At 60.6% G+C, this 23,643-nt stretch carries 19 protein-coding genes; 7 read left to right on the top strand and 12 right to left on the bottom strand.

Annotation, left to right across the window (positions count from 1 at the left end):
- Positions 1–12 precede the first annotated feature (12 nt).
- The 3 genes from WJU23_RS07165 to WJU23_RS07175 form a co-directional block, all read right to left on the bottom strand.
- The gene (locus WJU23_RS07165) at positions 13–1,650 is read right to left on the bottom strand and encodes an arylsulfatase (protein WP_346331858.1); all 1,638 of its coding nucleotides are present in this window, start codon (positions 1,648–1,650) and stop codon (positions 13–15) included.
- A gap of 320 nt (positions 1,651–1,970) precedes the next feature.
- Entirely contained in the window at positions 1,971–4,439 is a 2,469-nt protein-coding gene (locus tag WJU23_RS07170) for a DUF1592 domain-containing protein (protein ID WP_346331859.1), read from the bottom strand.
- A gap of 71 nt (positions 4,440–4,510) precedes the next feature.
- Entirely contained in the window at positions 4,511–5,818 is a 1,308-nt protein-coding gene (locus WJU23_RS07175) for a DUF1552 domain-containing protein (protein ID WP_346331860.1), read from the bottom strand.
- Positions 5,819–6,031: 213 nt separating this feature from the next.
- Here WJU23_RS07175 and WJU23_RS07180 point away from each other — a divergent pair, with 213 nt between their 5' ends.
- Positions 6,032–8,017 (top strand): hypothetical protein, encoded by a 1,986-nt coding sequence (locus WJU23_RS07180; protein WP_346331861.1) that lies wholly within the window; start codon positions 6,032–6,034, stop codon positions 8,015–8,017.
- A gap of 26 nt (positions 8,018–8,043) precedes the next feature.
- Here WJU23_RS07180 and dnaG read toward each other — a convergent pair whose 3' ends face one another.
- Both dnaG and WJU23_RS07190 read right to left on the bottom strand, forming a co-directional pair.
- Positions 8,044–9,858 (bottom strand): DNA primase, encoded by a 1,815-nt coding sequence (gene dnaG, locus WJU23_RS07185; RefSeq protein WP_346331862.1) that lies wholly within the window; start codon positions 9,856–9,858, stop codon positions 8,044–8,046.
- A 48-nt stretch (positions 9,859–9,906) separates the two neighbouring features.
- Positions 9,907–11,235, bottom strand: coding sequence for an MFS transporter (locus tag WJU23_RS07190; protein ID WP_346331863.1), 1,329 nt, complete (start codon positions 11,233–11,235; stop codon positions 9,907–9,909).
- 143 nt (positions 11,236–11,378) lie between these two features.
- Here WJU23_RS07190 and WJU23_RS07195 point away from each other — a divergent pair, with 143 nt between their 5' ends.
- From WJU23_RS07195 to WJU23_RS07205, 3 genes are all read left to right on the top strand, one after another.
- Positions 11,379–12,206 carry a sterol desaturase family protein gene (locus WJU23_RS07195; protein WP_346331864.1) on the top strand — a complete coding sequence of 276 codons (828 nt, stop codon included), beginning with the start codon at positions 11,379–11,381 and terminating at the stop codon, positions 12,204–12,206.
- Positions 12,207–12,290: 84 nt separating this feature from the next.
- Complete coding sequence (locus WJU23_RS07200; RefSeq protein ID WP_346331865.1) at positions 12,291–13,196, top strand: TIM barrel protein; 906 nt, start codon at positions 12,291–12,293, stop codon at positions 13,194–13,196.
- 40 nt (positions 13,197–13,236) lie between these two features.
- Positions 13,237–13,587 (top strand): hypothetical protein, encoded by a 351-nt coding sequence (locus WJU23_RS07205; RefSeq protein WP_346331866.1) that lies wholly within the window; start codon positions 13,237–13,239, stop codon positions 13,585–13,587.
- A gap of 17 nt (positions 13,588–13,604) precedes the next feature.
- Here WJU23_RS07205 and WJU23_RS07210 read toward each other — a convergent pair whose 3' ends face one another.
- Complete coding sequence (locus WJU23_RS07210) at positions 13,605–14,177, bottom strand: peptidoglycan-binding domain-containing protein (RefSeq protein WP_346331867.1); 573 nt, start codon at positions 14,175–14,177, stop codon at positions 13,605–13,607.
- Positions 14,178–14,289: 112 nt separating this feature from the next.
- On the bottom strand, positions 14,290–14,553 hold the full coding sequence (locus tag WJU23_RS07215) for a helix-hairpin-helix domain-containing protein (protein ID WP_346331868.1): 264 nt from the start codon (positions 14,551–14,553) through the stop codon (positions 14,290–14,292).
- A gap of 231 nt (positions 14,554–14,784) precedes the next feature.
- Between WJU23_RS07215 and WJU23_RS07220 the strand changes: the two genes are divergently transcribed.
- A complete protein-coding gene (locus WJU23_RS07220; RefSeq protein WP_346331869.1) occupies positions 14,785–15,939 on the top strand; it encodes a Gfo/Idh/MocA family oxidoreductase in 1,155 nt (384 codons plus the stop codon).
- A 126-nt stretch (positions 15,940–16,065) separates the two neighbouring features.
- Here the strand turns inward: WJU23_RS07220 and WJU23_RS07225 are convergent, their stop codons facing one another.
- Both WJU23_RS07225 and WJU23_RS07230 read right to left on the bottom strand, forming a co-directional pair.
- On the bottom strand, positions 16,066–17,451 hold the full coding sequence (locus WJU23_RS07225) for a Gfo/Idh/MocA family oxidoreductase (protein ID WP_346331870.1): 1,386 nt from the start codon (positions 17,449–17,451) through the stop codon (positions 16,066–16,068).
- A gap of 59 nt (positions 17,452–17,510) precedes the next feature.
- Entirely contained in the window at positions 17,511–18,350 is an 840-nt protein-coding gene (locus WJU23_RS07230) for a hypothetical protein (protein ID WP_346331871.1), read from the bottom strand.
- A 216-nt stretch (positions 18,351–18,566) separates the two neighbouring features.
- Here WJU23_RS07230 and WJU23_RS07235 point away from each other — a divergent pair, with 216 nt between their 5' ends.
- Together WJU23_RS07235 and WJU23_RS07240 are read left to right on the top strand one after the other, a co-directional pair.
- Positions 18,567–20,051, top strand: a complete 1,485-nt coding sequence (locus WJU23_RS07235) for a SulP family inorganic anion transporter (RefSeq protein WP_346331872.1) — start codon at positions 18,567–18,569, stop codon at positions 20,049–20,051.
- A gap of 123 nt (positions 20,052–20,174) precedes the next feature.
- Entirely contained in the window at positions 20,175–20,921 is a 747-nt protein-coding gene (locus WJU23_RS07240; RefSeq protein WP_346331873.1) for a DUF2490 domain-containing protein, read from the top strand.
- Positions 20,922–20,954: 33 nt separating this feature from the next.
- On the opposite strand, the gene WJU23_RS07245 is transcribed toward WJU23_RS07240, so the two are convergent.
- From WJU23_RS07245 to WJU23_RS07255, 3 genes are read right to left on the bottom strand one after another with little or no spacing between them, the layout of a single operon-like run.
- Positions 20,955–21,713 (bottom strand): hypothetical protein, encoded by a 759-nt coding sequence (locus tag WJU23_RS07245; protein ID WP_346331874.1) that lies wholly within the window; start codon positions 21,711–21,713, stop codon positions 20,955–20,957.
- 23 nt (positions 21,714–21,736) lie between these two features.
- Complete coding sequence (locus WJU23_RS07250; protein WP_346331875.1) at positions 21,737–22,624, bottom strand: ABC transporter permease subunit; 888 nt, start codon at positions 22,622–22,624, stop codon at positions 21,737–21,739.
- A 29-nt stretch (positions 22,625–22,653) separates the two neighbouring features.
- Positions 22,654–23,556 (bottom strand): ABC transporter ATP-binding protein, encoded by a 903-nt coding sequence (locus tag WJU23_RS07255; RefSeq protein ID WP_346331876.1) that lies wholly within the window; start codon positions 23,554–23,556, stop codon positions 22,654–22,656.
- Positions 23,557–23,643: the final 87 nt, after the last annotated feature.

The following is a 23,643-nucleotide window of genomic DNA, read 5'->3' on the forward strand; positions in this document are numbered from 1 at the left end:
TTAGGCGGCGGGTCAGGCCTTTTTCTTCGGGGTGTTCTTGCCTTTTTTCGGCTTGCGGGAAAAGCGGTGCTTTTGCAGGGCGTCCCATTCCCAGACGCCGCTGCGCTGGGCCCAGGCCTGCCAGAGGGTGGAGAGTTCGCTGAGCTTTTCGGGCTGTGCGGCGGCTTGGTCGTGCTGTTCGGCGCGGTCGGTTTTCAGGTTGTACAGGGCCCATGGGCCACGGCCTTTGGCGACGGCTTTCCAGTCGCCCAGGCGGACGGATTTATTGCCTTCATGCTCCCAGTAAAGGGGACGTTCCGGCAGGGCGGTGGTCTGGCCGGCAGGCAGGGAGAAGACCGGGCGCAAGCTGAGGCCTTCCATCGGCAGGACGGGTTTTTCATTCCGCGTTTGCGGATAAGTGGCCGCGCCGATGTCCACCAGGGTGGGCATGAGATCCATCACGTGCGCGGGGTCCTGGCGGAGTGCGCCTTTATCTGCGATGCCCGCCGGCCAGTGGACGATGAGGGGCGTGGCGATGCCGCCTTCATGGGTGAAGGTCTTGAATTTGCGGAAGGGGGTGTCGGAGACGTTGGCCCATTCCAGCCCGGCGCTGGCATAGGAGAGGCCGGTGCCGATGGGGGCATCTTTCATGCCCCGGCTGAAGCCGCCCGGGCCGCCCTCTGCCGAGCAGCCGTTGTCCGAAAGGAAAAGAATGAGTGTGTTCTCCAACTGGCCAAGTTCCTTCAATGCAGCGACGAGGCGGCCGACGTTTTGATCCAGGCAGTCCACCTGGGCGGCATAGACAGCCATGCGTTTTGACAATGCTTTTTGTTCGGCAGCGGAGAGGGCGGACCATTCACCGGCCTGGTCATCGCGGGGGCTGAGCACGGCTTCCGGCGGCACGATGCCCAGCTCCTTTTGACGGGCGAACCGCTGCTCCCGCACGGCATCCCAGCCGATGTCATAACGGCCTTTGTATTTGGCGATGTCCGCCGGCTTGGCCTGCAGGGGCCAGTGCGGGGCGATGTGGGCGAGGTAAAGGAAGAAGGGCTTGCGGGTCTCCGTGACGGCTTCTTTGATGAAGTCCAGAGCGTGGTCGGTGAAGGTTTCAGTGGCGTAAAAATCATCGGGCAGTTCGACCGTCACGGAGCCATTGACGAAGAAGACCTCCTTGCGGATTTGCAGGGTGTCTTTGAAATAGACTCCGCCGCCCGAAGGGCTGCCCCAGTAGCGGTCGAAACCCCGGTCCAGCGGCCACTGGCCCGGTGCGGAGCCGACATGCCATTTACCCGTCATGAGGGTGGTGTATCCGGCGGGCTTCAGCGCCTCGGCCAGAGTGATGCAGCGGTCGTTCAGATAGCCCTGATAGGAGGGAATGCCGTCATTGGGGGCCATGTGACCGACCCCGGCCTGATGTTGGTGCAGGCCCGTGAGCAAGGCGGCGCGGGTGGGGCAGCAGCGGGAGGTGTTGTAAAACTGGGTGAAGCGCAGTCCGCCCTTGGCCAGGGCATCCAGATGCGGTGTCTCGATCTCGCTGCCATAACAGCCGATGTCGGAATAACCCAGGTCATCCGCCAGGATGACGACAATGTTCGGCTGCTTGGAAAAGGCAGGCTGGAAGGCTGCCAGGCAGGTGAACAGGAGGGAGAGGAGGAGCGGCAGGCGGATCATGGAACAGGGTGGGAAACGAAAGAAGACGGGCGGGATTGCGGGGAATTGTGCGGAGGAGGAGGCAGGAGGACTGGGGCGCGGGGATTTTTTGACAGGATTGCAGGATTGGCAGGATTTACAGGAGGGGAAGGGGTTGGGACCTGGGGTTTTGAGGTCTGGGGAGGGAGGGAGACTGGGGGTTGGGGTGCGGTTTTTTAAACAGGATTAACAAGATGGCAGGATTAACAGGATTTGGAGAGGGGGTTTGGCGGGATGGATGGAATATTTTTTTATGATGTTCGTTGGCGGACGGGAGGCTGGTGGAGGGGATTGAGGCGGGCTTACTTTTTCGCGAAGGTATCGCTGAGGACGATCTGTTCGATGAGGGTGCGGAGGCCGTAGTTGGATTTGGCGGTGGTGGTAAGGATGGTGTCCACCTGGGGGCGGTCCATGGACTCGATGCGGCGGCCGCAGGCGTAGGCGAGGAGCTTTTCGGTGAGCATGCGGGCGAACTGGTCCTGGCGGGCAACGAGGATCTTTTTCAGGCCGGCGACGTCCTGGAAGGACTGGCCGCCGGGGAGCTCGCCTGCGGCGTCAATTTTGGGTCCCTGCTTTTTTCCCTGTTTGTAGTGGGTGCGCCAGGCGCCGATAGGGTCGTAATTTTCCAGGGCGAAGCCGAGGGGGTCAATCTTTTGATGGCAGTCGTAGCAGCCGGGATTGTCGCGATGTTTGATGATGATCTCACGCATGGTGGTGGCACCGCGCACGTCGGGGTCAATGGGCGGCACGTCATCAGGAGGAGGTGCGGGCGGGGTGCCGAGGAGGTTTTCCAGCAGCCAGACGCCGCGTGTGACGGGGGAGGTCTCGATGCCGTTGGCGCTGACGGTGAGCACGCTGCCCTGGCCCAGGAGGCCGCCGCGCTGGGGATTGGTGAGCTTGACCTGGCGGAACTCGTGGGCCTTTTCCGGCGGACTGATGGGGCCGAGGCCGTAGAGGGTGGCCAGGGGCTGATTGACAAAGGTGAAGTCGGCGTCCAGGAAACGGACGAGGCTGCCATTGGTCTCCAAAAGGTGGCGCATGAAGAGCTGCGTCTCCCGCTTCATGGCGGGCTGAAGGGCGCTGGCGTAATACTGGCTGAAGGCCTCGCGGTCCGGCGGCATGTCGCCGAGGCTGCGCAGGTTTAACCAACTATTGAGGAAGGATTCCACAAACGCATCTGACCGGGGGCTGGCGAGGAGGCGGCGGGCCTGGGCCTGAAGAACGGCGGGCTTTAAAAGCGCGGCGCTGTCCGCCAGGGCACGCAATTCGGCATCCGGCAGGCTGCTGGTGAGGAAGTAGGAGAGGCGGGAGGCGAGGGCATGGGCGGTGAGGCGGCCCTGGTCATCCACGGGCTCGGCCAGGTAGATGAAGGCGGGCGCGCACAGCACTGCCTTGAGCCCGTCCTTCATGGCGGCATAGGGACCGGCACCGGACTGCTGGCGGGATTTCACGACGGCCATGACGCGGTCCACCTCATCCTCCTGCACGGGGCGGCGGTAGGCGCGGGTGGCAAAGGTGTGGATGATTTCGCGGATGCGCTCCGGGGTAAAGGGCCGGTCCCCCAAGACGGCGCGCTGGGTGGCAGGCGGCCACTGGTCCAGGATGGGGCCGCGGATCTGCACCTCGTGAATGCGGATGTGCGGCATGAAGCCGTACTTCAGCACCACACGCCGGGCCTGGAAGATGCCGAGGTCCTGGCGCTCATGCTCAGGCCACTGGTCCTTGTATCTGCGCGCCACCTGCTGGAACGCCTGGCGGCTGCCGGCCATGCCATTGGGAAAGGTGAAGCGCGGCATCTGGCCTTTGTGCAGGGGCACGGTGAGGGTGTACCATTCCGGGTCGCCATCGGTGAGCGTGACCTCGGCAAGCTGCGGCTCAATGGGCTGCGGATGGTGCAGCGGCCCGGCTTTGGCGTCGCCCGGCACGAGGCCTAACCGAAAGGGTTGCGCGGTTTCGCGGCCAAAGATTTCGGGATCATACGGATGCTCGCGGTTCATGGCCTGGGCCATGACGCGGATCTCATACACGCCATCCGCAGGCACGCCATCGCGGAAGCCTGATACGGGCACATAGCCGCCCTCGTGCTTGTCATTGTCCGGCACCTCATAGACACAAAGGTAGCGGTTGTCATAAACTTGCTTGTGCGGAAAGCTATGTTCCTGCTGCGGGTGGAAATTGCCTTTGAATGTCCATATTTTCTCCTGAGGCCGCTCGCGCTCGCCCAGGGCTTTTTCAACCACCTGGTCGGCGGCATCCAGGTACTGCGCCAGCAGGTAACCGGAGGTCTGCAGGACATCCCCCAGGTTGTCCATGTGATCGGCCATCTGGTCGCGGGGAAACTTGGTGGTGGGGTCAAAGAGGCGCATGTCCAGCGCAAAGAGATCTCCCACGGTCTGGATGTATTCGCGGCGGTTCAGGCGGCGCAGGACGGTCTGGCCGCCGGTGCTGCGAAACTGCGCCCGCGCAGCGGTAACGGCCTGGGTCAAAGCGGCGACGGCTTCTTTGGCCTCATCCGCCGTAGGCTGGGGAGATTTTTTCGGCGGCATGTCACCGAGGGTGACCTGGTCAATGATGTCCTGGAGGTCCAGGACGTCATCCGCCTTGGTGGCCGGCAGGGTCAGCAGGTCAAAGCGGCGGTCGCCCTTTTGTTTTTCGGCACCGTGGCAGTCGAGGCAATAGGTTTGGAGGAAGTCGGCGGGGGAAGCGGCAGCGAATGACGAATGCAGAATGACGAATGACGAAATGAAGAGCAGTGGGATGGAGATTTTCATTGATAGTGGCCGGACGTCTTTGTCATTTGTTCCCGCACGGGGGATCATTCGTCATTCGGGATCATACGTCGTTACGCAAAGTTGGTTAGCGTGCCGCTGCCGATGCCGAACTTGTCCACCTCCAGGCCGAAGCGCTGGAGCATCGTGGTGTAGAGATTGCACAGGGGTTGCCTGCCGGGGCCGGTCATGGGGTAGGCGCGGTGCTGGCCGTGTTGGAAGGCGCCGCCGGCGAGGATGATGGGCAGGTTGGTATTGGTATGGGCATTGGCATTGGCCATGCCGCTGCCGAAGAGGACCATGGAGTGGTCCAGCAGGGTGCCGTCGCCGTCCTCGATGGACTTCAGCTTCGTAAGGAAGCGAGCGAACTGCTCCATCTGGTATTTTTCCAGGCGGAGGAGGCCATCGATGTTTTCCTGCACCTGGCCGTGGTGGGAGAGGGCGTGGTAGTCCTTTTTCAGATCAAAGGAGGAGGCTTCAAACCCGCCGGCGATCTCCAGGGTGGCGATGCGGGTGGAATCCGTCTGGAGAGCCAGGGCCATGAGGTCGTAAAGGACGGGGAGGTCGGAGACGAAGCCGGTGTTTTCCGGCTCGGGCATGCCGGGGGCGGGCTTGGGGACATCGGACCAGCGTTTGCTGAGCTCGAGCTGCTTTTCCACATCGCGGACGGAGGTGAAGTATTCGTCCAGCTTTTCCTGGTCGCGCTTGCCCAGGCGGGTGTGGAGGGATTTGGCATCGCCATGGAGGGCATCCAGGATGGAGCCCTGGAGGGCAAGGCGGTCCTGCGTGCGGGTGCGGTCGGCGGCGGCCTCGGAGATGAAGAGCTTGCGGAATAGCTCGCGCGGGCCGGGGACCGGGGGCACGCGGGTGCCGCTGCGGGTCCAGGACATGAGGCAGCCGCCGTGGATGCCATCCTCGGACCCGATGGTGAGGGAGGGGAAGCGGGTGGCACCGCCGATGGTCTCGGCCGCGAGCTGGTCCAGGGTGATGTTGCCATCCGGCATGCCTTTGGCATCCATGGTACGGACGCCGCTGAGGTAGGAATGGATGGCGAAGTGGCCGCCTTTGTGCCCGTGATCCAGGCCGGAAAAGAGCGTGAAGTCCTTCTGATGCTCTGCCAGCGGCTGCAGCAAAGGAGGCAGGTCATAGCCTGCGCCGGTCTGGGTGGGAAAAAAGGCGGGCTGGTAAAAACCCAAGGCATTCCCCACGGCGACGATGCGCTGCGGGCGGGCGCCTTTCACGGCGGCACCGGCCTGGCTCGCGACCGCGCTGCCGGCCCCGAGGACCTTTTGGGTGAGCGATTCCATGAGTGGCAGAGCCAGCGTGACTCCGGCAGATTTCAGAAAGAACCGGCGGCTGGAAAGGTGGGGGCGCGTGGACATAGGCAGAGGGGGATACGCCCTGGAAACGGCGGGGAGCGCGGGAGCTTTCGGGGAAATGGCAGAGGGGAGAGTTTAGACAGGATTGCAGGATTGGCAGGATTTATAGGAGGGGGATGAGGGCCTGAGGGGCAATCTGCATGAGGGGGCAGCGTAAACACTAAAGGTTATGCCAGGTTGACTCCTACGGGAGGCGAGGAACTGTCCCTTCCCCCCATGTTGAGCCATACTTCATCTCCACCTTTTGCCGAGGGTTTTCGGCCAGCCAATCTTTCCGCCAGGAGTGTGAAACAGGCGGCACGTCTGAGCCTGGGCCTGTGGCTGCTAGCAGGCGCTTCATTAGCGGCAGAGCCAGGCGTCCCTCAACTGGTGGTTACCGACGCTGCGGCCGTGACAGCCGTCTCAGGGATTCCTTCGGACCTGGGCACCTGGGACTTTCCCGCCACCCACGCTGCGCGGCCCGCCCAGGTTTCGGCCATCGCCAACGGCTCTTCTCATTCAATGGTCCTCAAGACGGATGGAAGCGTGGCCGGGTGGGGCTACAACATTTCCGGCCAAACCACACCACCCGCGGACTTGGGCCCGGTATCTTCGATTTCTTCAGGTTCCGGTTTCACCCTCGCCATAACGGCCGATGGTACGGTCCGCGGCTGGGGCTTCAGCTACCAAGGGCGGTTGCCGGTGCCGCCGCTGGTGGACGTCATCAGCATCTCAGCGGGAGGTGGGCATAGCCTGGCCCTGAAGAGGGACGGCACCGTGGTGGCGTGGGGAGACAACTCCAGCGGCCAGTGCACGGTGCCTGAGGGCTTGACGAATGTGATTGCCGTGGCGGCCGGGAACCTGCATTCTCTGGCGCTGCGGTCCGACGGCAGCGTGGTGGCCTGGGGAGACAACCGGTCAGGCCAGTGCGACGTCCCTGCGGATGTGATCAATGTGGTGGCCATCGCGGCCGGGCAGTGGCACTCGGCCGCCTTGCTGGCGGACGGCAGTGTGCGCTATTGGCGGAGATACTGGCCATTAGGCAACCGCCCTGCTGCAGAATCTCTGCGGGACGTCGTCGCCATTTCAGCGGGCGGTTACAGTGTGATGGCCTTGCGCAGGGGCGGCAGCGTGGTCGCCTGGGGAACCTATGAGGCGAACATCCCTGCGGGCTTGGAACAGGTGGTGAGCGTTTCCGCGGGTTATGTTCGTGGAATGGCCCTGCATGGGGATGGAACGGTGACCAACTGGGATGATCCAGGCTACTACACCCTCTGGCCCAGGATGCCGCGTGAACTTGCGCCCCCAATGACCGGTCCGGACCGCGAATTTACCCATCTGGCATATCTTGAAAACCGGGGGACGGCGGTGCTGACGGATGTCCAGGCGGTGATCGAAGGGCCGGATGCAGACCAGTTCTCCGTCTTGATGACGCAGGTGAACAACATCGCCATCGGTGGAGAAAGCGCCTTTGCTGTTCGTTATCTTCCCACCCGAAGCGGCAGCCTCCATGCTGAGCTGAAGATTTACAGCAATGCTCCGGACAGTCCCTTTGTGATCCCTTTGCAGGGCGCTGGCAGATTCATCCTCGACCTCACCGCCAGAAAGGCCGGGGGCCGTGCCAGAAACTTCACCTATGGGCCGCTGAGGCTGGACCGGCAGACCGGCCTTCTGCTGCGGGAGATTCGCTTCACCAACACCCTGGGAGTGGGCCTCAACGGACTGCGGCTCATTCTGTCACGGGTGCCAGACGGCGTGTCCGTTTTCAGCAGCAGTCCGGGAGATGAGGAGGGAACTTTGGAAGTCCTTTATTCAGCCGCCATCGGGGCCGGGGAGACGGTCAAGTTTGATCTCGTCTATCATGATCCCAAACGGCGGAAGGCCGATACCATCCTTCCGTCCATCCGGGCAGAGGTCATAGGAGAAGCGGCTTCGATCTCCCCGCCAGTGGAAGGCGAGATGGTGCCTCTCACCCGCATCGTCATCAAGCCCCAGGGGCCTCTCTTGAGATGGAAAGCCAAAAAGAACGCCCTGTATGTGGTGGAGTACTCGGATGATGGCGGTGCCGTCTGGCAGAGTGCCATCCATGTCATTCGCGCCACCACATCCACGGTCAAGTGGGTGGACCGCGGGCAGCCGGAAACCTGGACGAAACCGGCGATCAGCCGGGGCGGGAAAAGGACTGAGCGGCAGTATCGGATCAAGCTGCAGCAGTCACTTTAACGTCTGGCCCGTCCAAGGGACCTCCATCATGGCCCCTTGCTGGGCCCCACGCCTTTCTGCGCCTCCCTAAGCTCCTTATACAGATCCAAAACCTCTCGCTGGATATCGGCGGCTTCTTGGGAATCTATGTCCGGTTGCTTTAGCTGAGTTTGCAGGCGTTGCAGTTGTTGCTGGAGACGTGTACAAGAAAGAATTTGTAAACTATGTTTTACATCAATTAATTCACCAGGGGGTTTGCCAAATTGCCGTATATTGGTGATGGCGTTCTGATAGCTTTGATCCAGGGTCGATAAATAGCTATTAAATGATTCTTCGTTTGTGGGATCAAAGTCTGCGAGCCAGAGGGAAGACAATAAATCCATCCCTGGTAGGTCATCTAAAATTTTCGGGTCGCCATTTTGGCGCATCCATGAAAGGAGTTCAAAGTCCCCTAGCGTTAGACGGCAAAGCATCAAAGCAATTGGGTTTTGAATAGCTAAGAGCTTCTCCACGGAATTTTGAGAGACTTCTTCTTTTTTGTTACGGTTAGGAACTCCCTTCGCGGCCTTTACCACAAGCTTGCGCATGATTTCATCTGAGATGCCCAGGCTGCGGGCCACGCGCTGGATGGTCGTCTCCTTAGCCATGGGTGTGTCGAAGAGCTTGACGTTCTCCGCCATCTCCTCGGCGAATTTAATCCGCTCGCGCATCTCCGTGAGATCGCGCCGGGAGCCGACGCTGGCCAGTTGATAATCCACGAAGTCTTTGGCCGATTTGACCAGCTCGCCAAAGGCGTCCACGCCGTTTTTGCGGATGTAGGAATCCGGGTCCTCGCCTTTGGGAAGCGTGGCCACTTTGACAATGAGCCCATAGGGGGCCAATGCCTGGAAGGCACGCTCGGCGGCCTTGTAGCCGGCGTTGTCGGAATCGTAGCAGAGCACGATTTCATCGGCCTGGCGCTTGAGGGCCTTGGCGTGATATTCGGTAAACGCGGTCCCCTGCCCTGCGACGACGTTTTGAAACCCGGCCTCATAGACCATGAGGGTGTCGATCTGGCCTTCGCAGACGATGGCCTGCCCGGCTTTGGAAATGGCGCGCTTGGATTTGTCGAACCCGAAGAGGACTTTGCTTTTGTTGAAGAGCAGCGTCTCGGGCGAGTTCAGGTATTTGGCGGCCTTGGCATCGGCTTCCAAAACGCGGCCGCTGAAGGCGATGACCTCGCCGTTGTCATTGCGGATGGGAAACATCAGGCGGTGCCGGAAGCGCGGGTAGGCATCGCCGCGTTCCTCGCTGGTGGCCAGGATGCCCGCCTCGATGAGCAGGCCGGAGCCGACCTTGTTTTTCATGGCCCATTCGCGCAGCGGCGGCGTGTTCGGCGGTGCGTAGCCGAGCTGCCAGTTCTTGGCCACCTCCGCCGTGATGCCACGGTTTTTCAGATACTGGCGCGCGGCATCGGCCATCGGGTGCTTCATGAGCAGCTGGTGATACCAGGCGGAGATCTCCTGATGCACGCGGATGAGGGCGCTGCGCTGCTTGGCGATGGCCTCCGCATTGGCATCCCACACTTCCTCCTCGATGCGGATGCCCGCGCTGTCCGCCAGGCGTTTCACGGCCTCCATGAACGTGAGCCCGTCATGCTCCATGACAAAACGAAACGCATTCCCGCCCGCGCCGCAGCCGAAGCAGTGGTAGGAATTCGTGGAAGGCCGCACATTGAACGAAGGCGACTTTTCGTTGTGAAACGGGCACAGGCCCACCCAGTTCGTCCCCGCCCGGCGCAGCTTCACGGAGCGCCCCACCAGGTCCACGATGTCCGTGGCGGCGAGCACTTGCTGCAGGGTTTCTTCCGGGATGCGAGGCATGGGGCAGACAACATGGAGCGCCGACGATCCGTCGGCATCGGATTTTTTTCAAAGCTGGCGATTCGTCGTCTCTCCATACCGCCTCAGGCGCAGCCACAGCAGCGACGCCGCCAGCGTTCCCAAAAACCACCAGGGCCACCAGGTGAGGCTGGTGGCAAAGACCCGCGTATCCTCCGCAGGCAGGCCCATCCGCCCCTGCAACCAGCCGGTGTGCCAGCCGAACAGCAGCGTCATCACGCCATAGGCCAGGTTCATCGTCAGCCCACGAAAGCTCAATGCCGTGGCGCGGCGGGAGGAATCCACAATGGCATTCAGATAATGCGACAGGAAGAACTGCAAAAAGCGCATGCCCAGCATCAGCGGCACCACCAGCGCCACACCGGCAAAACCCGGCTGCGGATGCGCGGCGAACCACAGGCCGGTGAAGGTCATCACCGTCAGCCAGGCAAAGTTTCCTTTCAAACTTCCCTTCGTGGCCATGCGCTCCATGAGGCCCGCCGTGGCCAGGCCGAGGAGGGAAGCGACCGTACCAATGACGCCATACCAGGCCTCCGAGATGCCGACGAGGCGGTAGAAATTGCTGCTGACCGTGAGGAAGAGGCGGATGATGCTGTCAAACAACACGCCCAGCAGGATGAGCGTGAAGGCCGCCTGCGTGTTCCAGATCCAGCGCCCGGTTTCCAAAATGCGCCCCAGCGCCAGCCGCGCCTCATGCAGCCATCCGCCTCCCGTTTTCAGCGCCTCGCTTTCTGCCATTACTGGCTCCTTCATGCGCAGCGTCACCAGCAGGCAGGCCACTCCGATGAGGAAATTCAGCCCCAGCGGGATCTTCATCGTCCACTCACGGCTGAGGTCGTTGAAACCGATCCAACCAAGCGCCGCCGTGACCTTTTCATGATCATAGAGCAGGCCGCCGCTGATGGAGGTGATGATGAAGCCAATCGCCATGGCCCGGCTGAGCTGGGCCATGAGCCGGGGCCACATCGCTGGTCTTTCTGCCTCTGGAAGCGAGTCATAGGCCAGCGCCTCATCCGCGCCGCTGGCCGCCGCCTCCGCCGTGCCGCTGAGGATGCGGTTCAGCACAAACAGCCACAGCACCACGTCACGATTTCCCACCGGCATGAGGCACAGCACCGCCATCTCCGCCACCATCAGCCACCCGGCGGCCACGATGAGCGGCCTTCTGCCAAACTGGTCCGCCAGCGCACCAGACGGCACTTCCAGCAGGACAATCGTAATGGCCCACACCACATTCAGCGCGGCGAACTCCCCAATGCTCAGCCCCAGATCCAGAAACAGGACGGTGAAGATGGGATAATAAAGGCGGCAGTTAAACAGCAGCCGGAACCAGATGAACAAACGGGCATTGAGAGGCATGGGAGTATCAGTAAAACGGTATGCAGTGTACAATATGCAGTTTTCAGACCCGGGACTCCGAAAACTGAAAACGGTTTCCTCAAAGCCCGCCAAAAAAACAGTTCTTCCCGTTACCGCCCGGCCACTTTGCCGTTAGACCTCCCGTGGCCCCTTCCCTCCAAAACACCCTCTTCGGCCTGGTCTTCCTGGCGGTCCTCTTCCTGGTCATCGAGCGCGGTCTGGGTCGGGCACGGGGACCACTGCTGCGGCGTGGGTGGCTGACGGATGTGGGTTATTTCTTTTTCACCCCTTTTGTGACGCGGGTGCTGACCAAGACGGGCCTCATCCTTCCGGCGGCGCTTCTGGTCTGGTGCGGAGTGGCCAGTGTGGAGGACTTCCGGCAGCAGTCGTATGCGGGTTTTGGTCTGGTGGGCGGCCAGCCGCTCTGGTTGCAGGCAGTGGAGATTTACCTACTGGCGGACCTGTTGGGTTACTGGAGCCACCGCCTTTTTCATGGCGGGCGCTGGTGGCCCTTCCACGCGGTGCATCACAGCTCCGAGGACCTGGACTGGCTGAGCAGCATCCGCGTGCATCCGGTGAATGACCTGGTGAACAAATTTATCCAGGTCACGCCGCTGCTGCTGCTCGGGTTCAATCCCTGGGTCACCCTCTCCACCGCACCACTTTTCACCCTGTATGCCATCTTCCTGCATGCGCGGGTGGACTGGGACTTCGGCCCGCTGCGCTATGTCATCGCCACGCCCGTTTTCCATCGCTGGCACCACAGCCGCCAGAGGGAGGCCTGGGATAAAAACTTCGCGGGTTTGTTTCCCGTGTGGGACCTGCTGTTTGGCACCTTTTACATGCCACGTGGCCGGGTGCCGGAGGACTTCGGCATCACGGAGCCCTTCCCGCAGCACCTGCCCGGCCAGCTTTGGGAGCCCGTGCGGCGGCTCTGGGGGCGGAAAGCGGCGGCGGATGAGAATGTCTAATTTGGGCCTTTTTACCCCTGCCGCAATTCCAGGCTTGCAACCGGGTGATGGTTTCATGTTTCTGAGTACGTTCCCTTTTGCCTCATGAACCGCCGTTCCTTTTTCCGCTCCACCACCGCCCTGGCCACCGCTTCCGCCGGCTTGGCCATGACCCCCCGCGCCGCCGCCGTCTCCATTGACAAAGCCGCCGCCGATCCCGCCTACAAAATCAAAAACAGCGGCATCAAGCACACGCTTATGGGCTGGTGCTGGAAGCCGATGGACATGCTCGTCCTCGCGCAACACGCCAAGGACATCGGCCTCGTCGGCATCGAGGGCATTGATAAAAAACTGTATCCTGAGGTGAAGAAAATGGGCCTCGGCATCAGCCTCGTCGGCTCGCACGGCTTCGCCAAAGGCCCGTGCAATCCCACTTATAAAGATGAAGTCATCAAGGCCCTGACGGACAGCATTGACGTGGCCGCCGATGTCGGGTGCAAAAAAGTCATCACCTTCACCGGCATGAAATACGACGGCATGGACCGCGACCAGGCTATCCAAAACTGCCTGGACACCTGGAAGGTCGTCCTGCCGCATGCCGAGAAAAAAGGCATCACCCTCGTGCTGGAGCACCTCAATAGCCGTGATGACACCCATCCCATGAAAGGCCACCCAGGATACTTCGGCGATGATGTTGACTTCTGCGTGGACCTCATCAAGCAGGTCGGCAGCGAGAACTTCAAGCTGCTCTTTGACATCTATCACGTCAGCATCATGAACGGCGACGTCATTCGCCGTCTGCGTCAGCACAAAGAATACATCGGCCACCTGCACACCGCCGGCAATCCTGGCCGCTGCGAGCTGGACGAGAACCAGGAGATCAACTACCCAGCCATCATGAAAACCGTCCTGGAGATCGGCTATCACGACTACGTCGCCCACGAATTCATCCCGACTTGGGACGATCCGGTGCTGGCGTTGCGGCATGCCTGCATGGTGTGTGATGTTTGAGGTTTGCCTGGTTTACAGGAGACATTCTTTCCGAACATAAATGAATCAGCTCAAAGCCGCAGGTCGCTGGGCCGTCAGTGAGAGAGGTCGCTCCACGATCCGAAAGTGGAGCTTTCGGTCTGCCTTGATTTTCAGCGCCGTGACGGTTTTGTGCTGGGTTGATTTCCTGGCATTAAGTTACCTGGAACAGAGTAGTTTTCGACCAGAGGATGAGTTCGAATACTTTATATATGAATGTCCGTCATTTCCTTTTCTGATTGCTGGGTTTTATGCTGCATTCGGAGCCATCATCCTCCTGGTGGCGGGAGGTTTGCTGATGCTTTGTGAGTTTGCACTTTCGCAAGCAGCCCACAACGGAAACGGGCCACCGGCAGCGCCGGTGACCCGTTGAATCGTTTTGAAGGAGCCTTAAAGCAGGCCCAGGGAGCGCAACACATCCGTATTGACGTTACCCGTCACCGCCAGACGGCGGTCCCGCTGATAACGTGCGACTGCATCCCGCGAGCCAGGCCCCATGATGCCATCGATGGGCCCCCGGTAATAGCCGCGCTGGGCCAGAGCCCGCTGCACAGATGCCTCATACGAGCGGTAGGATGGCTGGTGTCCCCAGTACTGCTGCGGCACGCGCTCCCGGCTGCTGTAATAGGACACGCCGCTGCCCTGGTAATAATACGAGGCATTCGGAGGACCGTAGTAGTAACCGCGCCCGGCATAACCGTTGCCCAGGGTCACCGTAAAGCTGCTGCGCGGATGGGAAAAGAAACGGCGGCGGTCATCGTCATCATGACGGTGGCGGTCATGGTCGTGGTCATGCCCTTTGCCTTTGCCTTTGCTAAACCAGCTTTTGGAAGGGCCCTTGCCTTTGGAAGGACCTCTGTCCTTGTCGCGGGCTTCGGAATCAGGAGCCACTGCAAGCAGGCCAATGGCGGCCACAACCACAGCACTGACGTTGCGTGTCTTGGAAAAGAAATGAGTTTTCATAAGCGGTGGATTAGATGGGAGCGGTTCCATGTTTATTCGAAACTCATTCAACTTTCGGTTCCCGCATGAAAGAAGTCTCCGCAGACCAATCCACGCCTAACAAACGATTTGCTCAATCTTTTCCCAGCATCTCCTTGCCAATGGCAGTGAATTTCCACCACGGCAAAGCCTCCGCATGCTGCAAATAGTGCCTGACCGCCAGCAGCGTATAAAACACACAGGGATCATGCCGATGGCCCATCACCGGCACCAGTTCCGCAAACAGCACACGCATGTCTTTGGCCAGCAGATCCTGCGGCACCCGGATGCCCGCACTACGCAGATCCGCCGCCAGACTTTTGCCAATATTGGGCAGGTCCTCCAGGCGTGCAGGCATGGCATCACCTGGGGCAGAATGGGTCCCGGCTTTGGAGGCTGGCATGATATCGCATTTTACTCTCCTGCTGTGACACAGCAACCCACTGAAAAAGTAAAATCGTTTCCGTGGTTGTATAAACTGCCGCCGTTTCCTCATGAAACCTGTGCTCCGCGCTTGACCCACCCGGTGCGCCTGCGCCAAACTCGCGCTCCTTTCACAACCCAAAACCCAGTTATCCAAGATTTGTTTATGAGCCGGAAAATTCGTTATGGCATGGTCGGCGGCGGACGCGGCGCTTTCATCGGCGGTGTGCACCGCATTGCAGCAGCGCTCGATCAGCAGATCGAACTCGTCTGCGGAGCCTTCTCCTCCGACCCCCAAAAATCCAAGGACAGCGGCGCGGACCTCTTCCTGCCGCCAGACCGCTGCTACGGCAGCTACGAGGAAATGATCAAGGCCGAGGCCGCCCTGCCAGAGGGTGAGCGCATGGACTTCATCGCCATCGTCACGCCCAACCATGTGCATTTCCCGCCTGCCAAAATGGCCCTGGAAAACGGCTTCCACGTCCTCAGTGACAAGCCAGCCACCTTTGACCTGAAGGAAGCGAAGGAGCTGGGTGAGCTGGTGGAAAAAACCGGCCTCCTCTACGGCCTCACCCACAACTACACCGGCTACCCGCTGGTGAAGCAGGCCCGTGAGATGGTGCTCAACGGCACCCTTGGAAAAATCCGCAAAGTCGTCGTCGAATATCCACAAGGCTGGCTGGCTACCCGCATCGAGGAGAGCGGCCAGAAGCAGGCCGCCTGGCGCACCGACCCGACCAAATCCGGTGCCGCCGGCTGCGTGGGCGATATCGGCACCCATGCCGAAAACCTGGCCGAATACATCACCGGCCTGAAGATCAGCGAACTGGCCGCCGACCTCTCCACCTTCGTCGAAGGCCGCCTCCTGGATGACGATGCCAACATCCTCCTCCGTTTTGACAACGGGGCCAAAGGCGTCCTCCACTGCTCCCAGATCAGCGTGGGTGAGGAGAACAACCTCAACATCCGCGTCTATGGGGAGAAAGGCAGCATCGAATGGCACCAGAAGGAGCCTAACACCATGCTCGTCAAATGGCCCGACCAGCCGATGCAGGTCTATCGCACCGCCAACGGCTATCTCGGTGCCGCCGCCGCCGCCGCAGGCCGTACCCCGCCCGCCCACCCGGAAGGTTACCTGGAAGGCTTTGCGAACATCTACAAAAACTTCGCCAACACCCTCCGCGCCCGCCTGGAAAACCGCGAACCCACCGCCATCGAAAACGATTTTCCCAAGATCGAAGACGGCATCCGCGGCATGGCCTTCATCGAAGCCGTCGTCGCCTCCAGCAAGGCCAACGCCTCCTGGACCCAGGTCGGCTGATGGCAGCCTTCGCCACCGTGTGACGTTTGATCATTCGTTGCCGCCAAGGCTGAATCATTCGTCATTCAAAAAAAAGGCACCGGGAAAAATCCCGGTGCCTTTTTTTTAACTCATCGTTAGGCCACCTCAGGCGCCCACCACGTATTCATACATGCCATTCCGGCCTGGGAACGGAATCGGATACTTGCCATTCGCATCGGCCAGCAGCGGCGCAGGACCGTCCAGCGTCAGCTTGTCCGCGTTCGGGGCGAATTCATGGTCGTGGTTCACCACCTGGTCATAGGTGACGAGCTGGCCGGTGTGCGCCGCCATGCGGCCCATCACAGTTACGAGGCTGGCCTTCGCGCCACGCTCCACTTCATTGTACGGCTTGTTGTTGATGATGGCATCAATGAGGTCCTGCCACTCCATGTCATAGGGATTTGGCTCCGGCTGCTTGCCGCGCCAGATAATCTCCGACGGGTTCTTGTTCTGCCCCTTGAAGGTCATCGCCTTGGACGGGAAGTGCCCGGCGGTGGAGACCACAGCCATGCCCTTGCTGCCATGCACGTAGGAGGCAAATTCATTGTGCGTCTTCATCGCATTGCGGCCTTCCAGCCAGAATTTGCTGCCATCGCGGAAGGTGTATTCCACGCTGTAATGGTCGAAGTTCTGGTCAATGTGGTCGCCACGTTCCGTGCGTCCGCCCGTGGCCTTCGCCTCAATCGGGAAATCGTTCTTCATCCAGCAGATTTCATCAATGTTGTGGATGTTAAAATCACTGAAGGCACCGCCGCTGGCCCAGAGGAAGGAGTGGAAGTTTTTGATCTGCCAGAGCAGCTCGCTCTCATCCTTCTCCCCATCACGCGGCAGCGTGAAGCAGGTGCCCACCGGTCCTTGCAGACGGTAGGCACGGCCCAGGATGATATCGCCAATCTCCCCCTGCTGGATGCGGTCGAAAAGCTCCCCGCGCACGCGGCAGTGGCGGCACATCAGGCCCACGCCCACCTTCATGCCCTTGGCATCCGCCTCCTTTCCCAGCTCCAGCATGCGCTTGCCGCTGGGGCCGTCCACGCAGATCGGCTTTTCCATGAACACGTTCACGCCTTTATCAATGGCGTACTTGAACTGTACCCAGCGGAACGCAGGCGGTGTGGCGAGAACGACCACGTCACCCGGCTTCAGCATGTCAATGGCCTGCTTGTAGGCATCGAAGCCGATGAACTTGGCGTCCTCAGAAACGGAGAACCGGTCCGGGTGCTTGGCGCTCAGTCCGTTGAAGCTGGCCTCCAGGCGGTTTTGCTGCACGTCCGCCATCGCAATGAGGCGCGTGCTTTGCTTCACCCCCATGGAGTTGCTGGCCGCGCCCGTGCCACGGCCGCCGCAGCCCACCAGGGCAATGTTGATGGTATCATCACCGGCAGCATGGACATGCGGCAGGGTGATGCCAGATAAAGTGGACAGGCCGACCACTGTTTTCGTGGTGGTCTTCAGAAAATCGCGACGAGAGGAGGCAGTGGGGTTATTTTCCATAAAAGGATTGAAGCGTGACAGAATAATACGTCTCCAGGCAAGCTTTACTTGCCCCGAAATCACGGCTGCACGCGCAGAGGCTGTGGCACGGCCTCCGGCTCAAAGTCCAGCACGTCCTGGTGCGTGCGCAGCGCCTGGCGGGCCTGGTTGAAGAAGGAGGACAAGTCCTCCGCGTTCGCCAACCGCTTGTCCTCCACCAGTTCGTTCAGCTTCCGGATCTGCGCATCCGCATCCAGGTTCACCCCGCGCATGGACCGCTGGGCGGAGGCATACACCGTCTCAAACTTGCCCTGCGCTTCCGTAAAGGCACGGCGAGCACCCTCCTCGCGCAGAGCCTCCTTTTCCGCCTCGCGGGCCTCTTTGCTGAACATGCGCTTGAAGAAGCCTGCCTTTGGCCGCTCGCTCGTCCGGCTGGCCGCCGTTTCAAAGTAATCCTGCAGCGCCGTGAATTCCATCATCGGCTTCTGATACTGCTTTTGCAAAAAGCTGATGCCGCTGGTGATGATGGTCAGCCGCTCAACCTCGTTTTTGGAAAGCTCCTGCCCGGCCTTTACCTTGCCCTCCAGCAGGTTGATGTATTCAATCGTCTGCTTGTTGCCGGAAAAAATGTTTTCAAATTCCTTGTACGCCGTCGCCATCTGCTGGCGCTGCCCCTGCCGCAGTTCCGTCAGCTTCTGGTCATACTCTTCATTCAGATTCTGCATCGCGGCCTGATGCTGCTCATTTTGGGCAGCCAGTGTGCGCTGAAGTTCCTCGTCCTTTGTATCCAGGGCAAGCCTGTGAGAGGCTTTCATTTCTTCCATTTCCTGACGCAGGCGGCCTGCATCGGAATGATAATACCAGATGCCGTAGCCGAGCGCGGCGACGACGAGAAAGAAGGCAATGTTACGCGCATTCATAATGGGGGATGCACAGACTTTTCGGGCCAGAACAGGGATGTGCAAGGCGCTTTGCACGGACGCGTTGGGGATTTAACGCCGCCTATTGTTCCAATTTTGCCCCCTTCTTGCTCCCAATTGTCCTCATCAGCCCACAGAACCAGGCGTGTGAAGCCATCGTCGTTGACGGTCCATGGATGCGCCCGTAAGGCAAAGTGCCCGGTTCCTGCTCAAAACATGAATACCCTTCGCCGCGATCTGCCCGCCTCCCTTGTTGTCTTTCTCGTCGCAGTTCCGCTGTCTCTCGGCATCGCCTTTGCCTCCGGCGCGCCCATCATGGCCGGCCTCATCGGCGCCGTGGTCGGCGGCATCATTACCGGACTTCTCGCTGGCTCGCCCCTCCAGGTTTCTGGCCCGGCCGCCGGCCTCACCGTCGTCGTGGCGGGCCTGGTGCAGCAGTACGGCTGGGAAACCATGTGCGTCATCACCGCCTGCGCTGGCGCATTGCAATTTTTGTTAGGCATGTTCAAGGTCGCCCGCGGCACGCTCATCATCGCCCCGGCCGTCGTACACGGCATGCTCGCAGGCATCGGCATCTCCATCGCCCTGGCGCAGATTCATGTCGTGCTCGGCGCGGATCCTCAGAGCTCTCCTTTGGTGAATTTGATCACCCTTCCCAAGCAGCTCGGTCTCATCAATCCCTCAGCCGCCATCCTCGGATTCCTCACCATCGCCGTCCTCATCCTCTGGAATAAGCTGACCTTCAAGGCTCTCAAGATGATTCCGGGGCCGCTCGCCGCCGTTGCCCTGGGCACCACCGTTTCCATCGTCGCCGGCATGGAGGTCAGCCGTGTGGACCTGCCGGAGAAATTTGAATTCACCAGCCTCGCCCTCCCCACCGACTGGAGCGGATTCACCATCGCCGTCCTCACCGTCGCCATCATCGCCAGCATCGAGTCCCTCCTCTGCGCCGTCGCCACGGACAAGCTGCACTCCGGCGTCCGCTCAGATCTGGACAAGGAGCTGCGCGCCCAGGGCGTTGGCAATCTCGCCTCCGGCCTCCTCGGCGGCCTGCCCATCACCGGCGTCATCGTCCGTTCCTCCGCCAACATCATTGCCGGTGGTGTCAGCCGCTGGTCAGCCGTCTTTCACGGCGTCTGGATCCTCATCTTCGCCCTGTTCCTGGGCGGCGTCATCGAGCAGGTCCCTCTTGCCGTCCTGGCGGGCCTTCTGGTCCACGTCGGCATCAATCTGGTGAACCTCCACCACATCCGCGAGCTCCGTACCCACAACGAAGCGCCCATCTACTTTGCCACGTTGTTGGGAGTGACCTGCGTCAACCTCCTCGCCGGTGTCGGTATCGGTCTAGGCCTCTCCGTTTTCTTCGCCCTCCGCCGCCTTTCCCTCACCGATATCAAGATCGAGCAGCGCCAGGACAAATGGCATGTCCTCATCGAGGGCACCCTCACCTTTGCCTGCGTACCCAGGCTCAATGCCGCCCTTTCCACCATTCCTCCCGGCCGCCATGTGGACATTGACCTCGCCGTGGACTTTGTGGACCACGCCGCCTTTGAATCCCTCCACGGCTGGCGTGAAAACCACGAGAAAACCGGCGGCCACGTGGACATCGATGAAACCCACGAAGAATGGTACAAACCCGCCAGTGAAGGCAAACCGCGCCGGGGCAAAACCCTCAGGCGCACCGTCAAATCCCTCCTTTGACCTAACTCAAAGTTCAGCGGTATTTCCGTCATCAGGCCCGGCATCCGGAGCTCCGGCACCCGCCGGTCTAAAGGCATTCATTCCTTGCCAGACCGCCCTCACTGGGTACGTAAAATTTTGCCCATGATGAAGCGCACCCTGTTCACCATCCTCGCCCTTGTTTGCCTGGCCGCTCCGCTTGCCGCCTCAGACAATGTCCACGATTCCAACGGCCATCTCTGGTTCATTTATAATGGCGACCACCAGTTCGGCAGCAGTCCTTGGGGCCTCCACCTGGAGGGCCAGGTCCGCCGTGCGGAGATGGGGGACGAATGGCAGCAGTGGCTCATCCGTCCGGGCATCAACTACACCCTCAGCCCCACCCTCCAGTTCAGCGCCGGCTGGGCCTACGCCATGACTTATCGTTATGGCGACTACCCGGTCGCGTTTGACTTCCCTGAGCACCGCGCCTGGGAGCAGGTTGTTTACACCGCCAAAGCCCTCGGCCTCGAATGGCAGCACCGCCTGCGCCTGGAGCAGCGCTGGATCGGCGAAATGGAAGGCGCGGGCAATGACTGGAACGTCGAAAACTGGCGTTATGAAAACCGCCTCCGTTACCTCCTGCGCACCACCATTCCCCTCACGGAAAGCAAGCGCACCTTCCTCATTCTCTGGGATGAAGTCATGTTTAACTTTGGCAACAACGTCAGCGGCAACCATTTCGACCAAAACCGCGCCTTCATTGGCATCGGCCACAAGCTCAGTGAGCACACCCGCATGGAGTTCGGCTTCATGGAGCAGACCCTCCAGCGCCGCGGCGGCCGCATCTGGGAGCACAACCACACCTTCGGCCTCTGGTTCATGACCAAGTGGCCCTTCAAGACCCTCTGAGAATGAGTGGCACTTGCTCAGCGCCATCATTTCTCACTGCGGCCCCATCATTCCCTGCCCCATCGGCACCACATCCTCCTTGATGCGCTTTTCCATCGGCACCTTGAGCTTCTCCTCCAGTTGTTTCATCACATTGATCAGGCTCGGCGTCTTTTTATTTTGGTCATAGGACACCTTTAATAAATCATACGCCTTCTGCCACAAAGCCGGGTCGCTTGTACTGGCATACTGATACGCCGACAGCCGCGCATACCGGACGTCTTTGGAAAGCTCATACACCTTCAGATAGGCGTCTCCCGCCTTTGTCGGGTCCACCACCCGGCGCTCATACACCTCCGCCAGGGTGTTCCATAGCCGGGTGCTTTGCGGCAGCACCCGCAGCCCTTCTTGCAGGATATCCACGCCGCGCTGGATGTGGTCGTGAAACAGCTTCCCCCGTACCGCCGGATTCAGCTCTGTCCTGCCCAGGTAATTTGTCGCCGCATTGTAGGCCATGTGCCAGGCCGCCTCATCCCAGTACTTGTCATAGCGCGGTTGCAGCGTCGTCGTCAGGCGAAAATAAGAGTCCACCCGCGCCCAGTCCACATTCGCCCAGGAATCATACGCCTGCAGGTACGTGAGGCTGGCCACCAGCGACCGCATCCCGCCCAGGGACGCCGCAATGCCCATCTGGCCGATGCTGTCGCGCACGCTCATGTCCAGCGGCGCGCTCAGCAGCTTCACCTCACGCAGGTAGCGCGTGGCAGCTTCCTCCACGGGCAGCTTTACCACGCCCAGAAGCAGGATCACCATCAGAGCTTGCAGCTTCCTTTTCATCAGAGTTCCTTCTCCACAAAGAGCAGGTGGGACACCACGCAGTAGCCCACCACATACATGGCCGCCGTGCCCAGCATCACCTGCGTGGCCGCCCAGGTCACCACCTCCCCCTGGATCACATTTTCCACCACGTCAAAAACACCCAGGTCCGGCGTCAGGATGGCCAGCAGCGCGGACAGCCCCTTTTCCATCACCTCCGTCATCTTCCCATTGAGGAAAAAATCCCGCATCATGGCCTGCCCATGGCCGATGATGACCGCACAAAAGGTGATCACCACCGTGAACAGCGTGCTGCTGGCAAAGCAGGACACCATCATCGCCAGGGAAGCGACCACCGCCGCCTTCAAAAAGACCGCCAGCACCCCCAGGTGCAGATTCCACGTCAGCCCCTGCTTGGCCACATAGCCTTTCAGGAATTCCAGATCCCCCTGCTCCTGCACATTCAGCGCCTCCACCATCTGCGACAGCAGCAGCTTCTCCCGCAAATAAAGAACCCCGCTAAAGGCGATGTCCATCAGGATCAAACCCGCTCCAATCAGCAAAATCACCCCCAGCAGCTTGCCCAGCAGGTATTCATAACGCGGCACCGGTTTGGATAAAATCGTGTAGAGCGTCCGGTCCTCCAGATCCCGTGGCAGCAGCAGCGCCGTGGCCACGATGGCAATCACGATGCTGAAAACCTGCAGCGCGCCAAAGGAGACATCCTTGAGCTGCTTAAGCTGCTGCTCCGGATTCAGCACCGGAAAGGCAAAACCCGCCGCCACCACGATGAAGCTGAACACGAGCAGAAAGACCAGGATCTTCATGCGCAGAAGCTGCGTCACCGTCGCCGCAGCCAGCGTCCAGATTCGCGCCGGAGAAAAATTCGTATGGGACTTGGAGGCCATGAAAAGATAAAATTAAATCGCAGTTCGTCTCAGCGTTTGCCGTCCGGGCGGGAGGCCGCCGCACCCGGCGCTGCCTCCTCTGTCGCTTCCAGAAACAGACGCTCCAGCGTCGTCCGGGGATGCCCGCTGCGGATCAGCTTCGCCTGCCCGCTCCGCTCCACCAGCCGGGTGATCTCCGCCAGCAGCTCAGGGGAAGCATCCTCCAGCACCAGCTCCGTATGGTTTTCCACCGCGATGAGTTCATCCACCCGGCCCTCACGCATCATCTTGCCATGTGCCATGATGCCCACGCGGTCGCACACTTCCTGCATCTGCTCCAGCAGGTGGCTCGTCACCAGTACCGTGATGCCCTCCTTTTTAAAACCCAGCACCAGGTCCCGGATCTTCCGCGATCCCGCCGGGTCCACGCCCGCTGTCGGCTCATCCAGCACGATCAGCCTCGGCCGGTGCAGCAGCGCCTGCGCCAGCCCCAGCCGCTGCAGCATCCCCTTGGAGTAGCCCGCCACACGCCGGTCCGCCGCATCCTCCAGCCCCGTCAGCGCCAGCATCTCCCGCGCCCGGTCTTTTAGCTCCTTGCCACCCATGCTGCATAGCCGCCCGTAAAACAGCAACGTTTCCATCCCGTTCAGGTGCTTATAAAAATACGGATTCTCCGGCAGGAAACCAACCTCCGTCCGGCTCGCCACCTCCGTGCTCGACCGGCCAAAAATCGTCGTCCGGCCCCGCGTCGGCGCGAGCAGGCCCAGGATCGCCTTCATTGTCGTGGACTTGCCCGACCCGTTCGGCCCGATCAGCCCGTACACCTCCCCCGACTTCACCTCCAGCGACAGGTCCTGCACCGCCACAAACGCCTTCTTCCCCAGCCCCCCTTTGAAAACCTTCGTCAGGTTCTCCACAGTCACAGCAGGGGCATGGGCAGCAAGTTCAGACATGGTCAGGTTTCTCTCCAATGAAGGGATACCCGCCTGCCCTGTCAATCATTCGTTCCCGCTTCGCGGGATCATTCGTCATTCTTCATT

Source organism: Prosthecobacter sp. SYSU 5D2 (genome assembly GCF_039655865.1).
In the GTDB taxonomy this organism is placed as follows: Bacteria; Verrucomicrobiota; Verrucomicrobiia; order Verrucomicrobiales; family Verrucomicrobiaceae; genus Prosthecobacter.

What these genes read in the sequence shown, in the direction of transcription:
- WJU23_RS07245 (WP_346331874.1), bottom strand. Translation starts at nt 21,713, where the DNA reads ATGGTGATCCTGCTTCTGGGCGTGGTAAAGCTGCCCGTGGAGGAAGCT.
- WJU23_RS07215 (WP_346331868.1), bottom strand. Translation starts at nt 14,553, where the DNA reads ATGCCTGCACGCCTGGAGGACCTGCCCAATATTGGCAAAAGTCTGGCG.
- WJU23_RS07250 (WP_346331875.1), bottom strand. Translation starts at nt 22,624, where the DNA reads ATGGCCTCCAAGTCCCATACGAATTTTTCTCCGGCGCGAATCTGGACG.
- WJU23_RS07170 (WP_346331859.1), bottom strand. Translation starts at nt 4,439, where the DNA reads ATGAAAATCTCCATCCCACTGCTCTTCATTTCGTCATTCGTCATTCTG.
- WJU23_RS07225 (WP_346331870.1), bottom strand. Translation starts at nt 17,451, where the DNA reads ATGGAAAATAACCCCACTGCCTCCTCTCGTCGCGATTTTCTGAAGACC.
- WJU23_RS07190 (WP_346331863.1), bottom strand. Translation starts at nt 11,235, where the DNA reads ATGCCTCTCAATGCCCGTTTGTTCATCTGGTTCCGGCTGCTGTTTAAC.
- WJU23_RS07235 (WP_346331872.1), top strand. Translation starts at nt 18,567, where the DNA reads ATGAATACCCTTCGCCGCGATCTGCCCGCCTCCCTTGTTGTCTTTCTC.
- WJU23_RS07205 (WP_346331866.1), top strand. Translation starts at nt 13,237, where the DNA reads ATGAATCAGCTCAAAGCCGCAGGTCGCTGGGCCGTCAGTGAGAGAGGT.
- WJU23_RS07240 (WP_346331873.1), top strand. Translation starts at nt 20,175, where the DNA reads ATGATGAAGCGCACCCTGTTCACCATCCTCGCCCTTGTTTGCCTGGCC.
- WJU23_RS07230 (WP_346331871.1), bottom strand. Translation starts at nt 18,350, where the DNA reads ATGAATGCGCGTAACATTGCCTTCTTTCTCGTCGTCGCCGCGCTCGGC.
- WJU23_RS07210 (WP_346331867.1), bottom strand. Translation starts at nt 14,177, where the DNA reads ATGAAAACTCATTTCTTTTCCAAGACACGCAACGTCAGTGCTGTGGTT.
- WJU23_RS07180 (WP_346331861.1), top strand. Translation starts at nt 6,032, where the DNA reads ATGTTGAGCCATACTTCATCTCCACCTTTTGCCGAGGGTTTTCGGCCA.
- dnaG (WP_346331862.1), bottom strand. Translation starts at nt 9,858, where the DNA reads ATGCCTCGCATCCCGGAAGAAACCCTGCAGCAAGTGCTCGCCGCCACG.
- WJU23_RS07175 (WP_346331860.1), bottom strand. Translation starts at nt 5,818, where the DNA reads ATGTCCACGCGCCCCCACCTTTCCAGCCGCCGGTTCTTTCTGAAATCT.
- WJU23_RS07200 (WP_346331865.1), top strand. Translation starts at nt 12,291, where the DNA reads ATGAACCGCCGTTCCTTTTTCCGCTCCACCACCGCCCTGGCCACCGCT.
- WJU23_RS07255 (WP_346331876.1), bottom strand. Translation starts at nt 23,556, where the DNA reads ATGTCTGAACTTGCTGCCCATGCCCCTGCTGTGACTGTGGAGAACCTG.
- WJU23_RS07165 (WP_346331858.1), bottom strand. Translation starts at nt 1,650, where the DNA reads ATGATCCGCCTGCCGCTCCTCCTCTCCCTCCTGTTCACCTGCCTGGCA.
- WJU23_RS07220 (WP_346331869.1), top strand. Translation starts at nt 14,785, where the DNA reads ATGAGCCGGAAAATTCGTTATGGCATGGTCGGCGGCGGACGCGGCGCT.